This is a genomic window from Microbacterium sp. NPDC003461 (assembly GCF_053588335.1).
The window spans coordinates 23,943-41,437 of record NZ_JBSFPT010000012.1 but is presented as its reverse complement, the minus strand read 5'-3'; the positions used below and the strand labels follow the sequence as shown (position 1 = coordinate 41,437).

Sequence of the window (17,495 nt, the reverse complement as noted above, 5' to 3'; positions counted from 1 at the left end):
CCACCGCCTCCCCGTCCGCGCCGACACGCCTAGCGACCGCCCCTCGGGCCGTCAACCCGATCGCTCCCGCTGCCGCCCCCGACCTAGCGTCGAGGGACACCGACGAAGGGAGACGACATGAGCGACGCCCAGCGTGGCAACACGACGCACGGTCCCCGGGTCGACGAGCAGCTCGAGCAGGAGACGCGCGGCATGGTGCAGGGCCACGGCAGCCCGCACGCCGAGCCGTTCCGCGAGAGCGAGCCGCTGCCCGACGACACCGACGACCCGGAGGTGGAGCGGGCCTTCCGCGGCGACGACGCCGGCGAGCGCGGCGACGAGGAGGCGGCCGATGACTGACGGCGTGGACCTCGCCGCGCTGCTGGCCCAGGAGGGGCCGTGGACGTACGCCTACGTCGAGGGGCACGGCGACGAGCCGCAGCCCACCGAACGATCCCGCCGGCGCACCGTGACGGATCGGCTCGCCGAGTGCGCCGCACCCCCGCGCGATGTCGAGGCGATCCAGGAGGCGCTCGACGAGGACGGCGGGCTGCCCAGCCCCTCGGTGCGCTACCTGCTGGCGCGGGACGGACAGATCGAGGCGGACGAGCGATTCCTGGGGCCCCGCCTCGGGCCGGAGCTCATCGGGCACGGCCCCTTGCCGTGCGTGCTGCCGCTGCTGCGCCATCGCGCCGCCGACCTGCGCTACCTCGTCGTCGAGACGGGCCGCGAGGGCGCGCAGGTGCGGGTGGAGCGCGCGGGCCGGGCGCGCATCGAGGCGTCGGAGGACGTCGAGGGCCGCACCGACAGCCTGCCCAAGGTGCAGGCCGGCGGCTGGTCGCACCTGCGGTACCAGCAGCACTCCGAGGAGATCTGGGCGCAGACCCAGGGCGAGGTGGCCGAGGCCGTCGAGCGCCTCGCGCGCGAGCACGCGCCACGGTTCGTCGTGATCGCGGGCGACGTGCGCGCGCGGCAGCTGCTGCGCGACCAGCTCGGCCCCGCGCTGGCCGGTCGCGTGGTCGAGGTCGACGCCCACACGCGGGCGGCGGGCGCCGACGGCGCGGCGCGCGACACCGCCATCGCCGAGGCCATCGACCGCGCGATGCGCGCGGATCTGGATGCGGTCGTCGACCGGGCATCGGCCGGCGGCGGCGCGTCGGGCGCCCGCGGCACCGCCGAGGTGATCGCCGCCCTGCAGCAGGCGCGGGTCGACACGCTGCTCCTGGACGCGCGGATGCTCGACGCGACCGAGACCCTCGACGCGCTCGACGGCCCGCCGTGGGTGGCCGACGGGGAGGCGGTCGGCGCCGAGCGGATCGCGCCCGTCCCCCTCGCCGAGGCGCTCGCCCGCGCGGCGCTGCTCTCGGGCGCGCGGGTGCTCGTCGTGGAGGAGAACGGCCTGCCCGACGACGCCCCGCGGCCGCAGCTCGAGACGCCGCCCCCGCTGGCCGCGCTGCGCTGGAGCGACGGCGATGCGCGCGCCGACTGAGGCCCTGCCCGAAGCGACCATCCGCGTCAAGGCCCTCGCCGGTGCCCGCCCGGCGGTGCTTGCCTGAGCTACCGCGGATCGGCCGCGAGCGAGAGAGGACACATCATGACCACGGCACGGAACGCAGGAACCGGGCGCTTCGCGGAGACGCCCGTGCAGAAGGTCGCCCTCGTCTACGGGGTCGTCTTCCTGATCGTCGGGATCGGCGGGTTCATCCCCGGTCTGACGACCGGCATGGAGACGATGCAGTTCGCCGGGCACGAGTCGGAGGCGATGCTGCTCGGGATCTTCCAGGTCTCGATCCTGCACAACATCGTCCACCTGCTCTACGGCGTCGCCGGCGTCGCCGTGGCGCGCGCCTTCGGCGCCTCCAAGCAGTACCTCATCTGGGGCGGCGCCGTGTACGCCGTGATCTGGCTGTACGGCCTGTTCGTGCCGCACGACCACGGCGCAAACTTCGTGCCCCTCAACACGGCCGACAACTGGCTGCACCTCGTGCTCGCGGTCACCATGATCGCGCTCGGCGTGCTGCTGGGCCGCTCGCACGCCTCGCGCCGGCGCGGCGGCGACGAGCACCTGGCCGTCTGAGCGATGCGGGGAGGGATCGTCCCCTCCCCGCATCCTCAGCCCCGCAACGCAGAAAACCCCAGGCGGGCCGGGGGTTTCGTTCGGTGCGCGATACTGGGATCGAACCAGTGACCTCTTCCGTGTCAGGGAAGCGCGCTACCGCTGCGCTAATCGCGCTCAAGAGAGCTGTTCAATTTTAACGAGGTGGCGACGGGATTCGAACCCGTGTAAACGGCTTTGCAGGCCGGTGCCTAGCCTCTCGGCCACGCCACCGCGGGGGATTCGAATTTACCCGCATGCCGGGCTCCTCCCGAAGGAGGCCCTGCACTCGAGCGGATGACGAGACTCGAACTCGCGACCCTCACCTTGGCAAGGTGATGCGCTACCAACTGCGCTACATCCGCGTTGTCTCCGGATCTCCCCGGCGACTCATATGACTATAGGCGATTCCCGTCGCGGCTCCAAACCGAGCCCGCATCTCGGGCGCGTCACGCTCCGTTCACCTGCGCCGCCGCAACGAGAAACCCCCCGGCCGGGTGGCCAGGGGGTTTCCAAGGTTTCGGTGGGCGATGCGGGACTCGAACCCACGACCTCTTCCGTGTGAAGGAAGCGCGCTAACCAACTGCGCCAATCGCCCGATCCGCGATGCGGAGGGGGCCCGCGAGCGGGCCGACATCGATACTACCCGATCCGCGACGCGACTCCCCACACCGGCGGATCCCGCGCGCGTCACGGCGACGCGCTCACTCCCCCGCCGACCAGCCGTAGCGCTGCTGCAGCCGCCGCGCGACGAGCGTGAAGTGCTCGAGATCGAGCGCGGCCGCCTCGCGGCGCATGCCGCCGACGTGCACGCTGTAGAGCTGGTCGAGGTCGGCCCACGACGGCCGCCCCTTCGCATCCCACGGCCCGGATCCGAGCGGCAGGAACTCCCGATCGCCGTCGTGCGAGCGGCTCGTGAGCTTGATGGCGTAGACGCGATCGGCCGTGTGAGCGCCGATCACGAGCACGGGGCGGTCCTTGCCGCGGCCGTCGCCCTCCTCGTACGGCACCCATGTCCACACGACCTCGCCGGCGTCGGGCGCGCCGTCGCGGTCCGGCGCGTAGCTCAGGCGCAGGTCGGGCACCCCGTGCGGGTTGACCTCGACGGTGTCGGTCGTCGACAGCGACGGCAGCTCCTCGGAGGTGCGGCGTCGCCGGGTGGGAGCGCGCCGCGCACCGCCCCCGCCGTCCTTGCGCAGCGCGGAGGCGAGCAGGTCGAGCGCGGCGCCGGCCAGGGCGCCGAGGATTCCGTTGCGGGCCATGCCGAGAGCCTACTGTCGCCCCCGCACCGCGGCGGCTGTCGCGTGCGCGCCGCCGCGGCGCACGCACGAGCCAGGGCGCCCCGGCCGGAACCGGGACGCCCTCGCTCGGGAATCGCTGGCGGAGGAGGTCACTTGACCTCGTACGCGTAGCCCTCCTCGCCGTGCACGACCGTGTCGACACCGGCGAGCTCGTCCTCGTTCTTGATGCGGAAGCCGATCGTCTTCTCGATCGCGAAGCCCAGGATCCAGGCGATGACGAACGAGTAGACGAGCGTGCCGACGGCGCCGATGAACTGCACCACGAGCTGCTCGAAGCCGCCGCCCGTGAACAGGCCGGTGTCGATCGCCGCGAAGCCGAGGTACAGCGTTCCGATGAGGCCGCCGACCAGGTGCACGCCGACCACGTCGAGCGAGTCGTCGTAGCCCAGCTTCCACTTGAGCTCGATCGCGAGGGCGCAGACGGCGCCGGCGATGAGGCCGAGGATGATCGCCGCGAGCGGCGTCAGGTTGGCGCACGCCGGGGTGATGGCGACGAGACCGGCGACGGCGCCCGAGGCGGCGCCCACGGAGGTGGACTTGCCGTCCTTGAACTTCTCGACTGCGATCCAGCCGATGACCGCCGCGGCCGGGGCCACGAGCGTGTTGACGATGATCAGGCCCGTGCCGACGTTGCCGTCCTCACCGAGGGGCGCGGCCGTGAGGCCGGCGTTGAAGCCGAACCAGCCGAACCACAGCACCGAGGCGCCGAGCATCACCAGCGGCACGCTGTGCGGCTTGTTGATGCCCTTCTGGAAGCCGACGCGCTTGCCGAGCACGAGCGCCAGCGCCAGGGCCGCGGCACCCGCGTTGATGTGCACCGCGGTGCCGCCCGCCCAGTCGATGACGGCGACGCCCGACTCGGGGAACATCATCTCGCCGAGGCTGTAGATCCAGCCGCCGCCCCACACCCAGGCCGCGACGGGGAAGTACACGATCGTGGCCCACAGGCCGGCGAAGAGCATCCACGACCAGAACTTTGCGCGGTCGGCGATCGCGCCCGAGATCAGGGCGACGGTGATGATGGCGAACGTCGCGCCGAACGCCGAGAGCACGAGGCCCTCGCCCGTCGTGTCGGTCGTGGCCAGCGACGCGAGGCCGAAGTCGGAGAAGGGGTTGCCGGCGAACGCCCACGGGCTGTCGACCGCGGTCATGTTGAAGCCGTACAGCACCCAGAGCACGGCGATGAGACCCAGCGCGCCGAAGCTCATCATCATCATGCTCACGACGCTCTTGGCCTTGACCAGACCGCCGTAGAAGAACGCCACACCGGGCGTCATGAAAAGCACCAGCGCCGTGGCGATCATCGTCCAGGCGAGTTGTCCGTCGCTCATGTGTTTCCTTAGTGGTTCGGGTAGCAGGACACCGGTGAGCTGAGGTCGATATGGAGCGCTCGACCGGATCGCTCCGATCCTGTCCTGCGCGATTTACCACCGGGCACCCGCGCGGGTTACGGGCCTGTTACGTCACCCGCCCGCACGTTAATTCCACGTTTCGCGCCGCCGCGCATCCGCTCCCGGATCGCTCAGGAATGCGTGGAGGCGACCAGGCGCGAGATCGCGCGCAGGTACTTCTTGCGGTACCCGCCGGCGAGCATCTCGTCGCTGAACACCTCGTGCAGCGGCGCCCCGGTGGCGCGGATCGGCAGCTGCGCGTCGTACACGCGGTCGACGAACGCGACGAAGCGCAGCGCCTCCGACTGATCCGTGATGCGCCGCACGTCTCGCAGCCCCACGGCGCGGATGCCGTCGATGAGCCGGATGTAGCGGGAGGGGTGCACGTGCGCGAGGTGCGCGATCAGCTCCTCGAAGCCGTCGTCCGAGACGGTGCCGCCGACGGCCGCGAGGGCCGGGGCGTACTCGTCATCCCCCAGCACGCGCGCCTCGCCGTCGAGCGAGCGCTGGCGGAAGTCGACGCCGTCGATGCGGATCGTCTGGAAGCTGTCGGCCATCGCGTGGATCTCGCGCAGGAAGTCCTGCGCGGCGAAGCGGCCCTCGCCCAGCGCGTTCGGCGGGGTGTTGCTCGTGGCCGCCAGGCGCGTGCCGGTCGCGACGAGCTCGCCGAGCAGGCGCGTCATGACCATCGTGTCGCCCGGGTCGTCGAGCTCGAACTCGTCGATGCACAGCAGCGCCGAGCCGCGCAGCAGCTCGACGGTGTTCTTGTAGCCGAGCGCGCCCACGAGGGCCGTGTACTCGATGAACGATCCGAAGTACTTCCGGCGGGCGGGCACGGCGTGATAGATCGCGGCCAGCAGGTGGGTCTTGCCCACGCCGAAGCCGCCGTCCAGGTAGACGCCCGGCTTCGTCTCGGGCGCCTTCGGCTTGCGCGAGAAGAGCCCGCGCTTGGCGGGCTGGGCGCCCATCGCGAACGCCGACAGCAGCTCCTTCGCCTCCTGCTGGGAGGGGTGGTCGGCGTCGACGCGGTAGGACTCGAACGTCGCGTCGTCGAACTGCGGCGGGGGCACGAGGCTCCCGAGCATCTCCTCCCCCGTCAGCTGAGGCTGACGCTCCGCGAGGCGGACGGTGGCGATGCCGGCGGGGGCCTGGGTCATGATGCCCGAGTCTACCGGGGGCACGGCTCCCCCGGTGCGCGGGAGCCGGCGCGCTCAGTCCGTCTCAGGCGCGAGGGCGTTCGCGGCCAGCCAGTCGCGGATCGCGGTGTTCCAGCGCGCCTCGTCGTAGTTCCAGAGCTTGGTGTGGCGTGCGGTCGTGAACGGCACGAGCGTCACGATGTCGGGACGCAGCTCCGCCAGGCGCCGCGAGGCGTCCGCCGGCACGTATCCGTCGTCGTCGCTGTGCAGGATGAGGATCGGACGGTCCAGCTCCACGCCGCGGGCGACCATGTCGAGCGCATCGAAGTCGATGACCCGCCCGATCCGGTGCACGCGCGACGCGATGCCCGATTCGAGCATCCCCATCGTCGCGCTGGCGGCGAGCGGCGGCATGCCCATGGCGCGCGCCTGGAAGCGCAGCACGGTGCGCCAGTCGACGACCGGGGACTCCAGGATGAGACCGGCGATCGCGTCGTGGTGCGCCGTGTTCACGAGCGTCTGCAGCGCGATGGCTCCGCCCATCGACCAGCCCATCAGAACGATGCGCCGCGCGCCGTGCGCGAGCGCGAACTCGATCGCGGCCTCCACGTCGGGCCACTCGGTCGTCCCGAGCCCGTAGAGACCCGTCGTGCTCTTGGGGGCGACGCCGTCGTTGCGGTACGAGATCAGCAGCGACGTGATGCCCGCCTCGCGGAAAGCCGGGACGGCGCGGATCGTCTCGGCGCGCTGCGTGCCGCGGCCGTGCACGACGACCGCCCACGTCTCGCCCGTGCTCTCCTCGCCGACGCCCGCCGGCACGAGCCACGCCGGGGCGTCGCCGATCGGCGTGGTCACCTCGACCTCCCGGTACGGCACGTGCAGCTCGGCCGGGGACTCGAAGTACCAGCCGCTGAAGGCGGCGGGCCGGCCGATCGAGGCGCCGCGCCCGATGTGCGTGAGGAGCTTGCGGGTCACCGTCTCGTCGTCGCTGCGCAGCACGGCGCCGATCTTGAGGTAGTCGGTCGTCCCGCTCGTGAACAGCCCGTAGCGGCCGGGCAGCTCCGTGTCGGGCGTGCGCGAGAGCGTGATGGTCTGGGCCGCGGTGTCGACGGCGTGAACCTCGACGTCGGCCACCCGCATGGCCGGGGTCACGACGACGCGCGCCACGCGGGCGATGCGCGCGGCGACCGTGCCGATCGCGCCGGCGACCAGCCCGATGCCGGTCGCGGCGAGCAGCAGCCCGACGCCGAGGGGTGCGGCGCGCCTGGAGAGCTTCATGACCCCCTCACTCTAATCTGTCGGCGTGACAGACCACGGTCCGGTTCCGTACGCCTTCGCCCACGCGGAGGCGCGCCTGCGGGCCGCCGCGTTCCGCAGCGACTTCTCCGTGCGCGAGATCCCCTCGCCGCAGGGCGTCGCGCCGTTCTCCCTGGCCGTCGCCGGCGACGTCCGCCCCGACGAGCACGGCGACTCCCCCTACGGCACGGGCCGCTTCATCCTGCTGCACGACCCCGACGAGCCGTCGTCGTGGGGCGGCCCGTTCCGCATCGTCTCATTCGCGCAGGCGCCGCTCGAGCCCGAGATCGGGACGGATCCCCTGCTGGCGGATGTGACGTGGTCCTGGCTCATCGATGCACTGGAGACGCGCGGGGCGGCGTACCATTCGGCATCGGGCACGGCCACGAAGATCCTCTCGACGGGGTTCGGCGGGCTCGCCGAGGAGGGAGACGGCGCGCAGATCGAGTTGCGCGCGTCGTGGACACCCGAGGGCGACCCGCGCGATCACGTCGAGGCGTGGGCCGAGCTCGTGTGCATGATCGCCGGTCTGCCCCCGGGATCCGAGCAGATCGCGGTCTTCGGGGCCAGGAAGGCGGAACGTGACTGAATACCGGGTGATCGACACCCCGGAGGGGCTGGCGGAGGCGGCCGAGCGGATCGCCGGAGGCGAGGGCCCGGTGGCCGTGGACGTGGAGCGCGCGTCGGGCTTCCGCTACTCCCAGCGCGCCTATCTCGTGCAGATGTTCCGTCGCGGCGCGGGGCTGTTTCTGTTCGATCCGCCGCCGATCGGCGATTTCTCCGCGCTGCAGGCGGCGATCGGCGACGTCGAGTGGGTGCTTCACGCCGCGAGTCAGGACCTGCCCTCGCTCGCCGAGCTGGGCCTGCGCCCGCCGTCGATCTTCGACACCGAGCTGTCGGCGCGCCTGCTCGGCTGGCCCCGCGTGGGGCTCGCCGCGGTCACGGAGCAGGCCATCGGCGTCGTGCTGAAGAAGGAGCACTCCGCCGCCGACTGGTCCACGCGCCCCCTGCCGCAGGCCTGGCTCGAGTACGCGGCCCTCGACGTCGAGCACCTCGTCGACGTGCGCGACGTCCTCGTCGAGGCTCTCGAGGCGTCGGGGAAGACCGAGTGGGCGCGCCAGGAGTTCGAGGAGGTGCGCCTGCGCGAGCCCAAGCCGCCGCGCGCGGATCCGTGGCGGCGCCTCAGCGGCCTGCACCAGGTGCGCGGCCGCCGCGGCCTGGCGATCGCCCGCGAGCTGTGGCTCTCGCGCGAGCGGCTGGCGCAGGAGCAGGACGTCGCACCCGGGCGCCTCGTGCCCGACCGCGCCCTCGTGGCCGCGGTGCTCGCCGCGCCCACCTCGAAGGCGCAGCTCGCGGCCCTGAAGGACTTCACCGGCCGCGCCAGCCGCACCCAGCTCGATCGCTGGTGGGCGGCGCTCGATGCGGGCCGCACGACGAGCGACCTGCCGCCGGACCGCCTCCCGGGATCCGACACGCTGCCGCCGCCCAAGGCGTGGCGCGACCGCAACCCGGAGGCCGACGCGCGGCTGCGCTCGGCCCGCCCGGCCGTCGCCGAGCTCGCCGAGCGCATCGAGATGCCCACCGAGAACCTGCTCACGCCCGAGGTGCTGCGGCGCGTGGCGTGGGAGCCGCCGACGCCGATCACGGCCGACGCCGTCGCCGACGCGCTGCGGGCGCTCGGCGCGCGGCCGTGGCAGGTGGAACTCACCGCGCCCATCATCGCGGAGGCGTTTGTCCATCCGGTGCAAGAGGCCCCCGAACCGGCGGACGCGGCTTCGTAGGTACTCCCCAACCGGTTGGCCCCGGCGTTGCAGGATCCCCATAGGCTGGGATCACTCGAATCTTGGGAGGCAGAGTGGCCGAGCTCTCGGATGTCTACTTCGTCGACGGTGTCAGGACGCCCTTCGGGCGCGCCGGCGAGAAGGGCATGTACTGGAACACCCGCGCGGACGATCTCGTCGTGAAGGCGATGATCGGGCTCATGGAGCGCAACGCGGATGTGCCGAAGGACCGGATCGATGACGTGGCGATCGCCGCGACGTCGCAGACGGGCGACCAGGGACTGACGCTGGGGCGCAGCACCGCGATCCTCGCGGGTCTCCCCCAGACCGTGCCCGGCCTGGCGATCGAGCGCATGTGCGCCGGCGCCATGACGGCCGTCACGACCATGGGCGCCTCGATCGGCGTCGGCATGTACGACCTCGCCCTCGCGGGCGGCGTCGAGCACATGGGTCGCCACCCGATCGGCGCCAACGCCGACCCCAACCCGCGCTTCGTCGCGGAGCGGATGGTCGACCCGGGCGCGCTCAACATGGGTGTCACGGCCGAGCGGATCCACGACCGCTTCCCGCACCTCACGAAGGAGCGCGCCGATCGGTTCGGCATGCGCAGCCAGCAGAAGGTGCAGGCCGCTTACGAGGCCGGCAAGATCCAGCCCGACCTCGTGCCCGTGGCCACCACCGGCGCCGACGGCGCCTGGGCGCTCGCGACCGAGGACGAGGGCCGCCGCCCCGAGACGACGCTCGAGGGTCTCGCGAGCCTCAAGACGCCGTTCCGCCCGCACGGCCGCGTGACGGCCGGCACCTCGTCGCCCCTCACCGACGGCGCCACGATCAGCCTGCTCGCCGGCGGCAGCGCCGTGAAGGAGCTGGGCCTGACGCCCAAGATGCGCATGGTGTCGTTCGCGTTCTCCGGCGTGCAGCCCGAGATCATGGGCATCGGCCCGATCCCCTCGACCGAGAAGGCGCTCGCCAAGGCGGGCCTGACGATCGACGACATCGGCCTGTTCGAGCTGAACGAGGCCTTCGCGATCCAGGTGCTGTCGTTCCTCGATCACTTCGGGATCGACGACGAGGACCCGCGCGTGAACCAGTGGGGGGGCGCGATCGCCCTCGGTCACCCGCTGGCCGCGTCCGGCGTGCGCCTGATGATCCAGCTCGCGGCCCAGTTCGCCGAGCGCCCCGACGTCCGCTACGGCCTCACGGCCATGTGCGTGGGCCTGGGCCAGGGCGGCTCCGTGATCTGGGAGAACCCCCACTACACCGGCAAGAAGCGGAAGTGACCGGACGCATGACCGACTACGAATCGATCGACTTCTCGACGCTCGACGCCGCCTCCGAGGACGAGGTCGTCACGCACTCGCTCGTGCGTGATGTGACCCTTCCCAGCGGACGCGTGCTCGCGCTCATCACGCTGCACAACGGCCGCGACCACACCCGCCCGAACACCCTCGGGCCGCGCACGCTGACCGAGCTGAACGGCGTGCTGGAGGATCTCAAGCACCGGGCCGCCGCCGGCGAGATCCAGGCCGTCGCCATCACCGGCAAGCCGTACATCTTCGCCGCCGGCGCCGACCTCTCGCAGATCACGGCGCTCGACGGGCGCGAGAGCGCGCTCCTCATCGCTCAGCGCGGGCACCAGGTGCTCGGCAAGCTCAGCGACCTGGGCGTGCCCTCGTTCTCGTTCGTGAACGGGCTCGCGCTCGGCGGCGGCGTGGAGATCGCGCTGAACTCCACGTACCGCACCGTCGACTCGTCCGCCGCGGCGATCGCGCTGCCCGAGGTGTTCCTCGGGATCATCCCCGGCTGGGGCGGCGCGTACCTGCTGCCGAACCTCATCGGCATCGAGAACGCGCTCGAGGTGATCATCTCGAACCCCCTCAAGCAGAACCGCACGCTCAAGGCGGCGCAGGCGTACGAGATGGGCATCTTCGACGCCATGTTCTCGCCGGCGAACTACCTCGAGGACTCGCTGAACTGGGCCGACGGCGTGCTCGAGGGCACGGTCAAGGTCGAGCGGCGCAACGTGCCGGGCAAGATGGAGAAGCTCACGAAGTGGCCGATCGCCATCAAGATGGCGCGCGGCATGCTCGAGAGCCGCATCGGCACCGTCCCCCGGTCGCCGTACCGGGCGCTGGACCTGCTCGACAAGGCGCGCTCGGGCTCGAAGGAGGACGGCTTCGCCCGCGAGGACGAGGCGCTCGCCGACCTCGTCACAGGCGACCAGTTCGCCGCCTCGATGTACGCCTTCGACCTCGTGCAGAAGCGCGCGAAGCGCCCGGTGGGCGCGCCCGACAAGGCGCTCGCGCGCAAGGTCACCAAGGTCGGCGTCATCGGCGCGGGCCTCATGGCCAGCCAGTTCGCGCTGCTGTTCGTGCGCCGCCTGCAGGTGCCCGTGCTCATCACCGACGTGTCGCAGGAGCGCGTGGACAGGGGCCTGTCGTACATCCGCGACGAGATCGGCAAGCTCGAGGGCAAGGGCCGCATCGACGCCGACGAGGCCAACCGCCTGCGCGCGCTCGTGCGCGGCACCGTCGACAAGAGCGAGTACGCCGACTGCGACTTCGTGATCGAGGCGGTGTTCGAGGAGACGAAGGTCAAGCAGGACGTCTTCCGCGAGATCGAGGCGATCGTCTCGCCCGAGGCGATCCTCGCCACGAACACGTCGTCGCTGTCGGTCGAGGAGATCGGCTCGGTGCTGTCCAACCCCGAGCGTCTCATCGGCTTCCACTTCTTCAACCCCGTGGCCGTGATGCCTCTCGTCGAGGTCGTGCGCACGCCGCAGGCCAGCGACGAGGCCATCAGCACGGGCTTCGTCGTCGCGAAGAACCTGAAGAAGAACGCGATCGGCACCACGGACGCGCCGGGCTTCATCGTGAACCGCCTGCTGGCGAAGGTCATGGGCGAGGCCGCGCGCGCGATCGACGAGGGCACGCCGCTCATGACGGTCGAGAAGGCGTTCGCGCCGCTCGGCCTGCCGATGACGCCGTTCCAGCTCATCGACCTCGTGGGCTGGAAGGTCGCCGCGCACGTGCAGGACACGATGGCGCGTCACTTCCCCGACCGCTTCCACGCGTCGGCGAACCTGCACGCCCTCGCCGAGCTGGACGAGGTCGTCGAGAAGGACAAGGGCGGCCGCGTCACGGGCTGGACGAAGCAGGCACAGAAGGCGCTCACCGTCGGCAAGAGCCCGGCGTCGGAGGAGGAGATCCTCCGACGCGTGGAGGACGAGCTGGCCCGCGAGATCCACATCATGCTCGAGGAGAAGGTCGTGCCGGAGGTCGAGGACATCGACCTGGCGCTCATCCTCGGCGCCGGCTGGCCGTTCATCGACGGCGGCGCCACGGCCTACCTGGACCGTGTCGGCGCCTCGGAGCGCGTCTTCGGCTCGACGTTCCACACGCCCCCGATCCGCGGCATCGCATCGCGCTGACCGCACGCGCGAGACGGGAGGGATCGACGGATCCCTCCCGTCTCGCGTTTCCGAGAAAACTACTGCCGGGACTTCTCGACCGGGCCCGTGACAGCCGGCAGGCCGCTCGCGCCCTCGGGGCGCGCGACGGGGATGCGGGTGCCCAGCACCTGCGAGACGACATCGTGCGCGATCTTCGCCGCGCTCAGGCCGGCGTCCTCGAGGATCTCCTCTCGGGACGCGTGGTCGAGGAACGCGTCGGGCAGGCCGAGCTCGTCCACTGCTGTGTCGACGCCGGCCTCGCGCAGCACCTGGCGCACGCGGGTGCCGATGCCGCCGACGCGCAGGCCGTCCTCCAGCGTGATGACGAGACGGTGCCGCGCCGCGAGCTCGACGATCGAGTCCGGCACCGGCACGACCCAGCGCGGGTCGACGACGGTCGCGCCGATCCCCTGCGCGCGCAGCCGCGTGGCCACATCCAGTCCGAGCTGGGCGAACGGACCGATGCCGACGATGAGCACGTCTTCCGCGGTGCCGCGCGCGAGCACGTCCACGCCGTCGTCCAGGCGCTCGAGGGCCGGGATCGAGGCCGCCACGCTTCCCTTGGGGAACCGGACGACGGTGGGGGCGTCCGAGACCGCCACGGCCTCCTGCAGCTCCTCGCGCAGCCGCTCGGCGTCGCGCGGGGCGGCGATCCGGATGGTCGGCACGATGTGGAGCAGCGCCAGGTCCCACATGCCATGGTGGCTCGGCCCGTCGGGTCCGGTCACGCCGGCGCGGTCGAGCACGAAGGTGACGCCCGCCTTGTGCAGCGCGACGTCCATGAGCACCTGGTCGAACGCCCGGTTCACGAAGGTCGAGTACAGCGCGACGACGGGATGCAGGCCGCCGTACGCGAGGCCCGCCGCCGACGCGACGGCGTGCTGCTCGGCGATGCCCACGTCATACACGCGATCGGGGAAGCGCTCGGCGAACGGCGCGAGTCCCGTCGGCCGCAGCATGGCCGCCGTCATCGCGATGACCTCGGGGCGCTGCTCCCCCACCCGCACGAGCTCGTCGGCGAAGACATCGGTCCAGCTCTGCGAGGACGAGGACGAGACCGGCTCGCCCGTGTGCGGGTCGATGCGGCCGACGGCGTGGAACTGGTCGGCCTCGTCGTCGCGCGCCGGCTGGTAGCCGCGGCCCTTCTCCGTGATGGCGTGCACGAGCACCGGGGCGCCGTACGACTTCGCCAGCTCGAGCGTCTCGCGCAGCGCCTTCACGTCGTGCCCGTCGACGGGCCCGAGGTACTTGATGTCGAGTTGCGAGTACAGCGCGCGGTTGTTCGTGAAGCGCGAGAGGAAGCCGCGCGTGCCGCCGCGCAGGCCCCGGTAGAGCGCGCGGCCGGCCGGGCCCAGCAGGCGGTCGGCCAGCCGGCTCGACTTCGCATCCAGGTCGCGGTAGACGCCGCCCGTGCGCACGCGGTTGAGGTAGCGCGCCATCCCGCCGATCGTGGGCGCGTAGGAGCGGCCGTTGTCATTGACGACGATCACGAGGTTGCGGTCGTTGTCGTCGGTGATGTTGTTGAGCGCCTCCCACGTCATGCCGCCCGTGAGCGCGCCGTCGCCCACGACGGCGACGACGTGGCGATCCGCACGCCCCGTGCGCGTGAAGGCGCGGGAGATGCCGTCCGCCCAGCTCAGCGAGCTGGAGGCGTGCGACGACTCCACGACGTCGTGCGGGCTCTCGGAGCGCTGCGGGTAGCCCGCCAGTCCCCCGCGGGCGCGAAGGTTCGTGAAGTCCTTGCGGCCCGTGAGCAGCTTGTGCACGTACGACTGGTGGCCGGTGTCGAAGATGATCGGATCGTCCGGCGAGTCGAACACGCGGTGCAGCGCGATCGTCAGCTCGACCACGCCGAGGTTCGGGCCGAGGTGTCCGCCGGTGCGGGCCACATTCGCGATGAGGAACTCGCGGATCTCGCCGGCGAGCTGCGCGAGCTGCGCATCGGAGAGCGCGTCGAGATCGCGCGGCCCGCCGATCGCGTCGAGAAGACTCATGCGGAAAGCCTACGCCGCGGCCCCTCCCCGCAGGCTGAACGGAGCCGCCGAGAACGCAAGGGGGCAGACCCGAATCCTCCCGCGACGCAGCGCGCCCCGCCCGGCCGAGGCCGAGCGGGGCGTGCGTCGCGCGGGGCGATCAGACGAGGCTGCGCAGCACGTACTGCAGGATGCCGCCGTTGCGGTAGTAGTCGGCCTCACCGGGCGTGTCGATGCGGACGATCGCGTCGAACTCGATCGTCTGCTTGCCCTCGGGCGAGTGCTCGCTCGGCTCGGCGACGACGTGCACCGTCTTGGGGGTGACGCCCTCGTTGAGCTGCTCGAGGCCCGAGATCGAGACGATCTCGGTCCCGTCGAGGCCCAGCGACTCCCAGCTCTCGCCGGCGGGGAACTGCAGCGGCACGACGCCCATGCCGATGAGGTTCGAGCGGTGGATGCGCTCGAAGCTCTCGGTGATGACCGCCTTCACGCCGAGCAGGCGCGTGCCCTTGGCCGCCCAGTCGCGCGACGACCCGGAGCCGTACTCCTTGCCGCCGAAGATGACCAGCGGGGTCTCCTGCGCGGCGTAGTTCTGCGCGGCATCGAAGATGAACGACTGCGGGCCCTCGGGCTGCGTGAAGTCGCGGGTGTAGCCACCCTCGATCTGCTGGCCGTCGTTGACCGCCTTGACGAGCGCGTTCTTGAGGCGGATGTTCGCGAACGTGCCGCGGATCATCACCTCGTGGTTGCCGCGTCGCGAGCCGTAGGAGTTGAAGTCGCGCTGGGCGACGCCGTGCTCCATGAGGTACTGCGCGGCGGGGGTGCCGGCCTTGATCGAGCCCGCGGGGCTGATGTGGTCGGTCGTCACCGAGTCGCCGAGAGCCGCGAGCACGCGGGCACCGGTGATGTCGGAGACGGGCTCCGGGGCCATCGTCATGCCCTCGAAGTACGGCGCCTTGCGCACGTAGGTCGAGTTCTCGTCCCACTCGAAGATCGGGCCGCTCGGGGTGTCGAGCGACTTCCACCGCTCGTCGCCGTCGAATACCGTGGCGTACTGCTTGATGAACTGGTCGCGCGAGATCGAGGAGTCGATGATCTCCTGCACCTCGTCGGGCGCGGGCCACACGTCCTTGAGGAACACGTCGTTGCCGTCCGCGTCCTTGCCCAGCGGGTCGGTCTCGAAGTCGAAGTTCATCGAGCCGGCCAGCGCGTACGCCACGACGAGCGGCGGCGAGGCGAGGTAGTTCATCTTCACGTCGGGGCTGATGCGGCCCTCGAAGTTGCGGTTGCCCGAGAGAACGGCCGTGACGGCCAGGTCGTTCTCGTTGATGGCCTCCGAGACCTCCTCGATGAGGGGGCCCGAGTTGCCGATGCAGATCGTGCAGCCGTAGCCGACGGTGTAGAAGCCGAGGCCCTCGAGGTCCTTGTCAAGGCCCGACTTCTCGTAGTAGTCGGTGACGACCTTCGAGCCGGGGCCGAGCGTCGTCTTGACCCACGGCTTGCGCGTCAGGCCCTTCTCGCGCGCCTTGCGGGCGAGGAGGCCGGCGGCGATCATGACCGACGGGTTCGACGTGTTCGTGCACGAGGTGATGGCCGCGAGCGTGACGGCGCCGTTGTCGAGCAGGTACGACTCGCCCTCGGGCGTGGTCACCTTCACGGGCTTCGACGCGGCGTGCGGCGCGCCGCTGACGAGCATCGACTCCACGTGCTGGTGCTCGCGCTCGCCGTCGTGCTGGTGGGAGACGCCGTTGGACGGCATGTGCTCGTGCTCCACGCCCGGGGTGGTGCCGGGGTCGGAGGCGGGGAACGTGCCCTCGACCTCGACGGAGTCGTCCGGCATCCCCGCGTAGCTGAGGATGTCCTTCTCGAACTGCGACTTGGCCTCCGACAGCAGGATGCGGTCCTGCGGGCGCTTCGGGCCGGCGATCGAGGGGACGACCGTCGAGAGGTCGAGCTCCATGTACTCGCTGAAGACGAGCTCGCGCGACGGGTCGTGCCAGAGGTGCTGCTCCTTGGCGTACGCCTCGACGAGCGCGACGGTCTGCTCGTCGCGGCCGGTCAGGCGCAGGTAGTCGAGCGTGACGTCGTCGATCGGGAAGATGGCGGCGGTCGAGCCGAACTCGGGGCTCATGTTGCCGATGGTGGCGCGGTTGGCCAGCGGCACCGATGCGACGCCCTCGCCGTAGAACTCGACGAACTTGCCGACCACGCCGTGCTGGCGGAGCATGTCGGTGATCGTGAGCACCACGTCGGTCGCGGTCACGCCAGCGGGGATGTCGCCCGTGAGCTTGAAGCCGACCACGCGCGGGATGAGCATCGACACGGGCTGGCCCAGCATGGCCGCCTCGGCCTCGATGCCGCCGACGCCCCAGCCGAGCACGCCGAGGCCGTTGACCATGGTCGTGTGCGAGTCGGTGCCGACGCACGTGTCGGGGTAGGCGCGCAGCACGCCGTCGACCTGGCGGTCGTAGACGACCTTGGCCAGGTGCTCGATGTTCACCTGGTGGACGATGCCGGTGCCCGGGGGAACGACCTTGAAGTCCTGGAACGCGGTCTGGCCCCAGCGCAGGAACTGGTAGCGCTCGCCGTTGCGCTCGTACTCGATCTCGACGTTGCGCTCGAGCGCGTTCTCGGTGCCGAACAGATCGGCGATCACCGAGTGGTCGATGACCATCTCGGCCGGCGAGAGCGGGTTGATCTTGTCGGGGTCGCCGCCGAGCTCCGTGACGGCCTCGCGCATGGTGGCGAGGTCGACGATGCAGGGCACGCCCGTGAAGTCCTGCATCACGACGCGGGCGGGCGTGAACTGGATCTCCGTGCTCGGCTCGGCCGCGGCATCCCACGATCCGAGGGCGCTGATCTGCTCCTTGGTGATGTTCGCACCGTCCTCGGTGCGGAGCAGGTTCTCGAGGAGGACCTTGAGGCTGAAGGGCAGCGCCTCGTAGCCCTCGACCGCATCGATGCGGTAGATCTCATAGTCGGTGCTGCCGACCGTCAGGGTGCTCTTGGCACCGAAGCTGTTCACCGTGGACACCGGTTCCGTCTCCTTCGGGATCGACCGCGGAATTCCCTCCCCATCCTGCCCCTGCGAG

The 17,495-nt window shown here is 71.2% G+C and carries 13 protein-coding genes and 4 tRNA genes; 7 read left to right on the top strand and 10 right to left on the bottom strand.

What is annotated here, in order from left to right:
• The first annotated feature begins 117 nt into the window (after positions 1-117).
• From ACWDR7_RS06830 to ACWDR7_RS06820, 3 genes are all read left to right on the top strand, one after another.
• Positions 118-339 (top strand): hypothetical protein, encoded by a 222-nt coding sequence (locus ACWDR7_RS06830; protein ID WP_449854172.1) that lies wholly within the window; start codon positions 118-120, stop codon positions 337-339.
• Positions 332-1,468, top strand: a complete 1,137-nt coding sequence (locus ACWDR7_RS06825) for a baeRF2 domain-containing protein (RefSeq protein ID WP_449854171.1) — start codon at positions 332-334, stop codon at positions 1,466-1,468. Before ACWDR7_RS06830 ends, ACWDR7_RS06825 begins: the two co-directional genes overlap by 8 nt.
• A gap of 105 nt (positions 1,469-1,573) precedes the next feature.
• A complete protein-coding gene (locus tag ACWDR7_RS06820) occupies positions 1,574-2,056 on the top strand; it encodes a DUF4383 domain-containing protein (protein ID WP_449854170.1) in 483 nt (160 codons plus the stop codon).
• Positions 2,057-2,140: 84 nt separating this feature from the next.
• On the opposite strand, the gene ACWDR7_RS06815 is transcribed toward ACWDR7_RS06820, so the two are convergent.
• The 8 genes from ACWDR7_RS06815 to ACWDR7_RS06780 all read right to left on the bottom strand — a co-directional run bounded on the left by ACWDR7_RS06815 (position 2,141) and on the right by ACWDR7_RS06780 (position 7,180).
• A tRNA-Val gene (locus ACWDR7_RS06815) sits at positions 2,141-2,212 on the bottom strand.
• Between the two features lie 25 nt (positions 2,213-2,237).
• A tRNA-Cys gene (locus ACWDR7_RS06810) sits at positions 2,238-2,308 on the bottom strand.
• A gap of 58 nt (positions 2,309-2,366) precedes the next feature.
• Positions 2,367-2,439, bottom strand: a tRNA-Gly gene (locus ACWDR7_RS06805).
• Between the two features lie 159 nt (positions 2,440-2,598).
• Positions 2,599-2,672: transfer RNA gene (locus ACWDR7_RS06800), tRNA-Val, on the bottom strand.
• Between the two features lie 106 nt (positions 2,673-2,778).
• On the bottom strand, positions 2,779-3,336 hold the full coding sequence (locus tag ACWDR7_RS06795) for a type II toxin-antitoxin system PemK/MazF family toxin (protein ID WP_449854169.1): 558 nt from the start codon (positions 3,334-3,336) through the stop codon (positions 2,779-2,781).
• 128 nt (positions 3,337-3,464) lie between these two features.
• Positions 3,465-4,706 carry an ammonium transporter gene (locus ACWDR7_RS06790; RefSeq protein WP_449854168.1) on the bottom strand — a complete coding sequence of 414 codons (1,242 nt, stop codon included), beginning with the start codon at positions 4,704-4,706 and terminating at the stop codon, positions 3,465-3,467.
• Positions 4,707-4,897: 191 nt separating this feature from the next.
• Positions 4,898-5,923, bottom strand: a complete 1,026-nt coding sequence (gene zapE, locus ACWDR7_RS06785; RefSeq protein ID WP_449854167.1) for a cell division protein ZapE — start codon at positions 5,921-5,923, stop codon at positions 4,898-4,900.
• 54 nt (positions 5,924-5,977) lie between these two features.
• Entirely contained in the window at positions 5,978-7,180 is a 1,203-nt protein-coding gene (locus ACWDR7_RS06780; protein WP_449854166.1) for an alpha/beta hydrolase, read from the bottom strand.
• 25 nt (positions 7,181-7,205) lie between these two features.
• Here ACWDR7_RS06780 and ACWDR7_RS06775 point away from each other — a divergent pair, with 25 nt between their 5' ends.
• From ACWDR7_RS06775 to ACWDR7_RS06760, 4 genes are all read left to right on the top strand, one after another.
• Positions 7,206-7,787 carry a DUF3000 domain-containing protein gene (locus tag ACWDR7_RS06775; RefSeq protein ID WP_449854165.1) on the top strand — a complete coding sequence of 194 codons (582 nt, stop codon included), beginning with the start codon at positions 7,206-7,208 and terminating at the stop codon, positions 7,785-7,787.
• Complete coding sequence (locus ACWDR7_RS06770; protein ID WP_449854164.1) at positions 7,780-8,979, top strand: HRDC domain-containing protein; 1,200 nt, start codon at positions 7,780-7,782, stop codon at positions 8,977-8,979. The genes ACWDR7_RS06775 and ACWDR7_RS06770 overlap by 8 nt, the downstream gene beginning before the upstream one ends.
• A gap of 74 nt (positions 8,980-9,053) precedes the next feature.
• Entirely contained in the window at positions 9,054-10,259 is a 1,206-nt protein-coding gene (locus ACWDR7_RS06765; RefSeq protein WP_449854163.1) for a thiolase family protein, read from the top strand.
• 8 nt (positions 10,260-10,267) lie between these two features.
• Positions 10,268-12,409, top strand: coding sequence for a 3-hydroxyacyl-CoA dehydrogenase NAD-binding domain-containing protein (locus tag ACWDR7_RS06760; RefSeq protein ID WP_449854202.1), 2,142 nt, complete (start codon positions 10,268-10,270; stop codon positions 12,407-12,409).
• 59 nt (positions 12,410-12,468) lie between these two features.
• On the opposite strand, the gene dxs is transcribed toward ACWDR7_RS06760, so the two are convergent.
• Together dxs and ACWDR7_RS06750 are read right to left on the bottom strand one after the other, a co-directional pair.
• Entirely contained in the window at positions 12,469-14,424 is a 1,956-nt protein-coding gene (gene dxs, locus ACWDR7_RS06755) for a 1-deoxy-D-xylulose-5-phosphate synthase (RefSeq protein ID WP_449854162.1), read from the bottom strand.
• 139 nt (positions 14,425-14,563) lie between these two features.
• On the bottom strand, positions 14,564-17,437 hold the full coding sequence (locus ACWDR7_RS06750; protein WP_449854161.1) for an aconitate hydratase: 2,874 nt from the start codon (positions 17,435-17,437) through the stop codon (positions 14,564-14,566).
• Positions 17,438-17,495 lie beyond the last annotated feature (58 nt).

Excerpts from the sequence above, each read along its gene's own strand:
- zapE (WP_449854167.1), bottom strand. The coding sequence starts at position 5,923 with ATGACCCAGGCCCCCGCCGGCATCGCCACCGTCCGCCTCGCGGAGCGT.
- ACWDR7_RS06780 (WP_449854166.1), bottom strand. The coding sequence starts at position 7,180 with ATGAAGCTCTCCAGGCGCGCCGCACCCCTCGGCGTCGGGCTGCTGCTC.
- ACWDR7_RS06795 (WP_449854169.1), bottom strand. The coding sequence starts at position 3,336 with ATGGCCCGCAACGGAATCCTCGGCGCCCTGGCCGGCGCCGCGCTCGAC.
- dxs (WP_449854162.1), bottom strand. The coding sequence starts at position 14,424 with ATGAGTCTTCTCGACGCGATCGGCGGGCCGCGCGATCTCGACGCGCTC.
- ACWDR7_RS06760 (WP_449854202.1), top strand. The coding sequence starts at position 10,268 with ATGACCGACTACGAATCGATCGACTTCTCGACGCTCGACGCCGCCTCC.
- ACWDR7_RS06790 (WP_449854168.1), bottom strand. The coding sequence starts at position 4,706 with ATGAGCGACGGACAACTCGCCTGGACGATGATCGCCACGGCGCTGGTG.
- ACWDR7_RS06820 (WP_449854170.1), top strand. The coding sequence starts at position 1,574 with ATGACCACGGCACGGAACGCAGGAACCGGGCGCTTCGCGGAGACGCCC.
- ACWDR7_RS06830 (WP_449854172.1), top strand. The coding sequence starts at position 118 with ATGAGCGACGCCCAGCGTGGCAACACGACGCACGGTCCCCGGGTCGAC.
- ACWDR7_RS06825 (WP_449854171.1), top strand. The coding sequence starts at position 332 with ATGACTGACGGCGTGGACCTCGCCGCGCTGCTGGCCCAGGAGGGGCCG.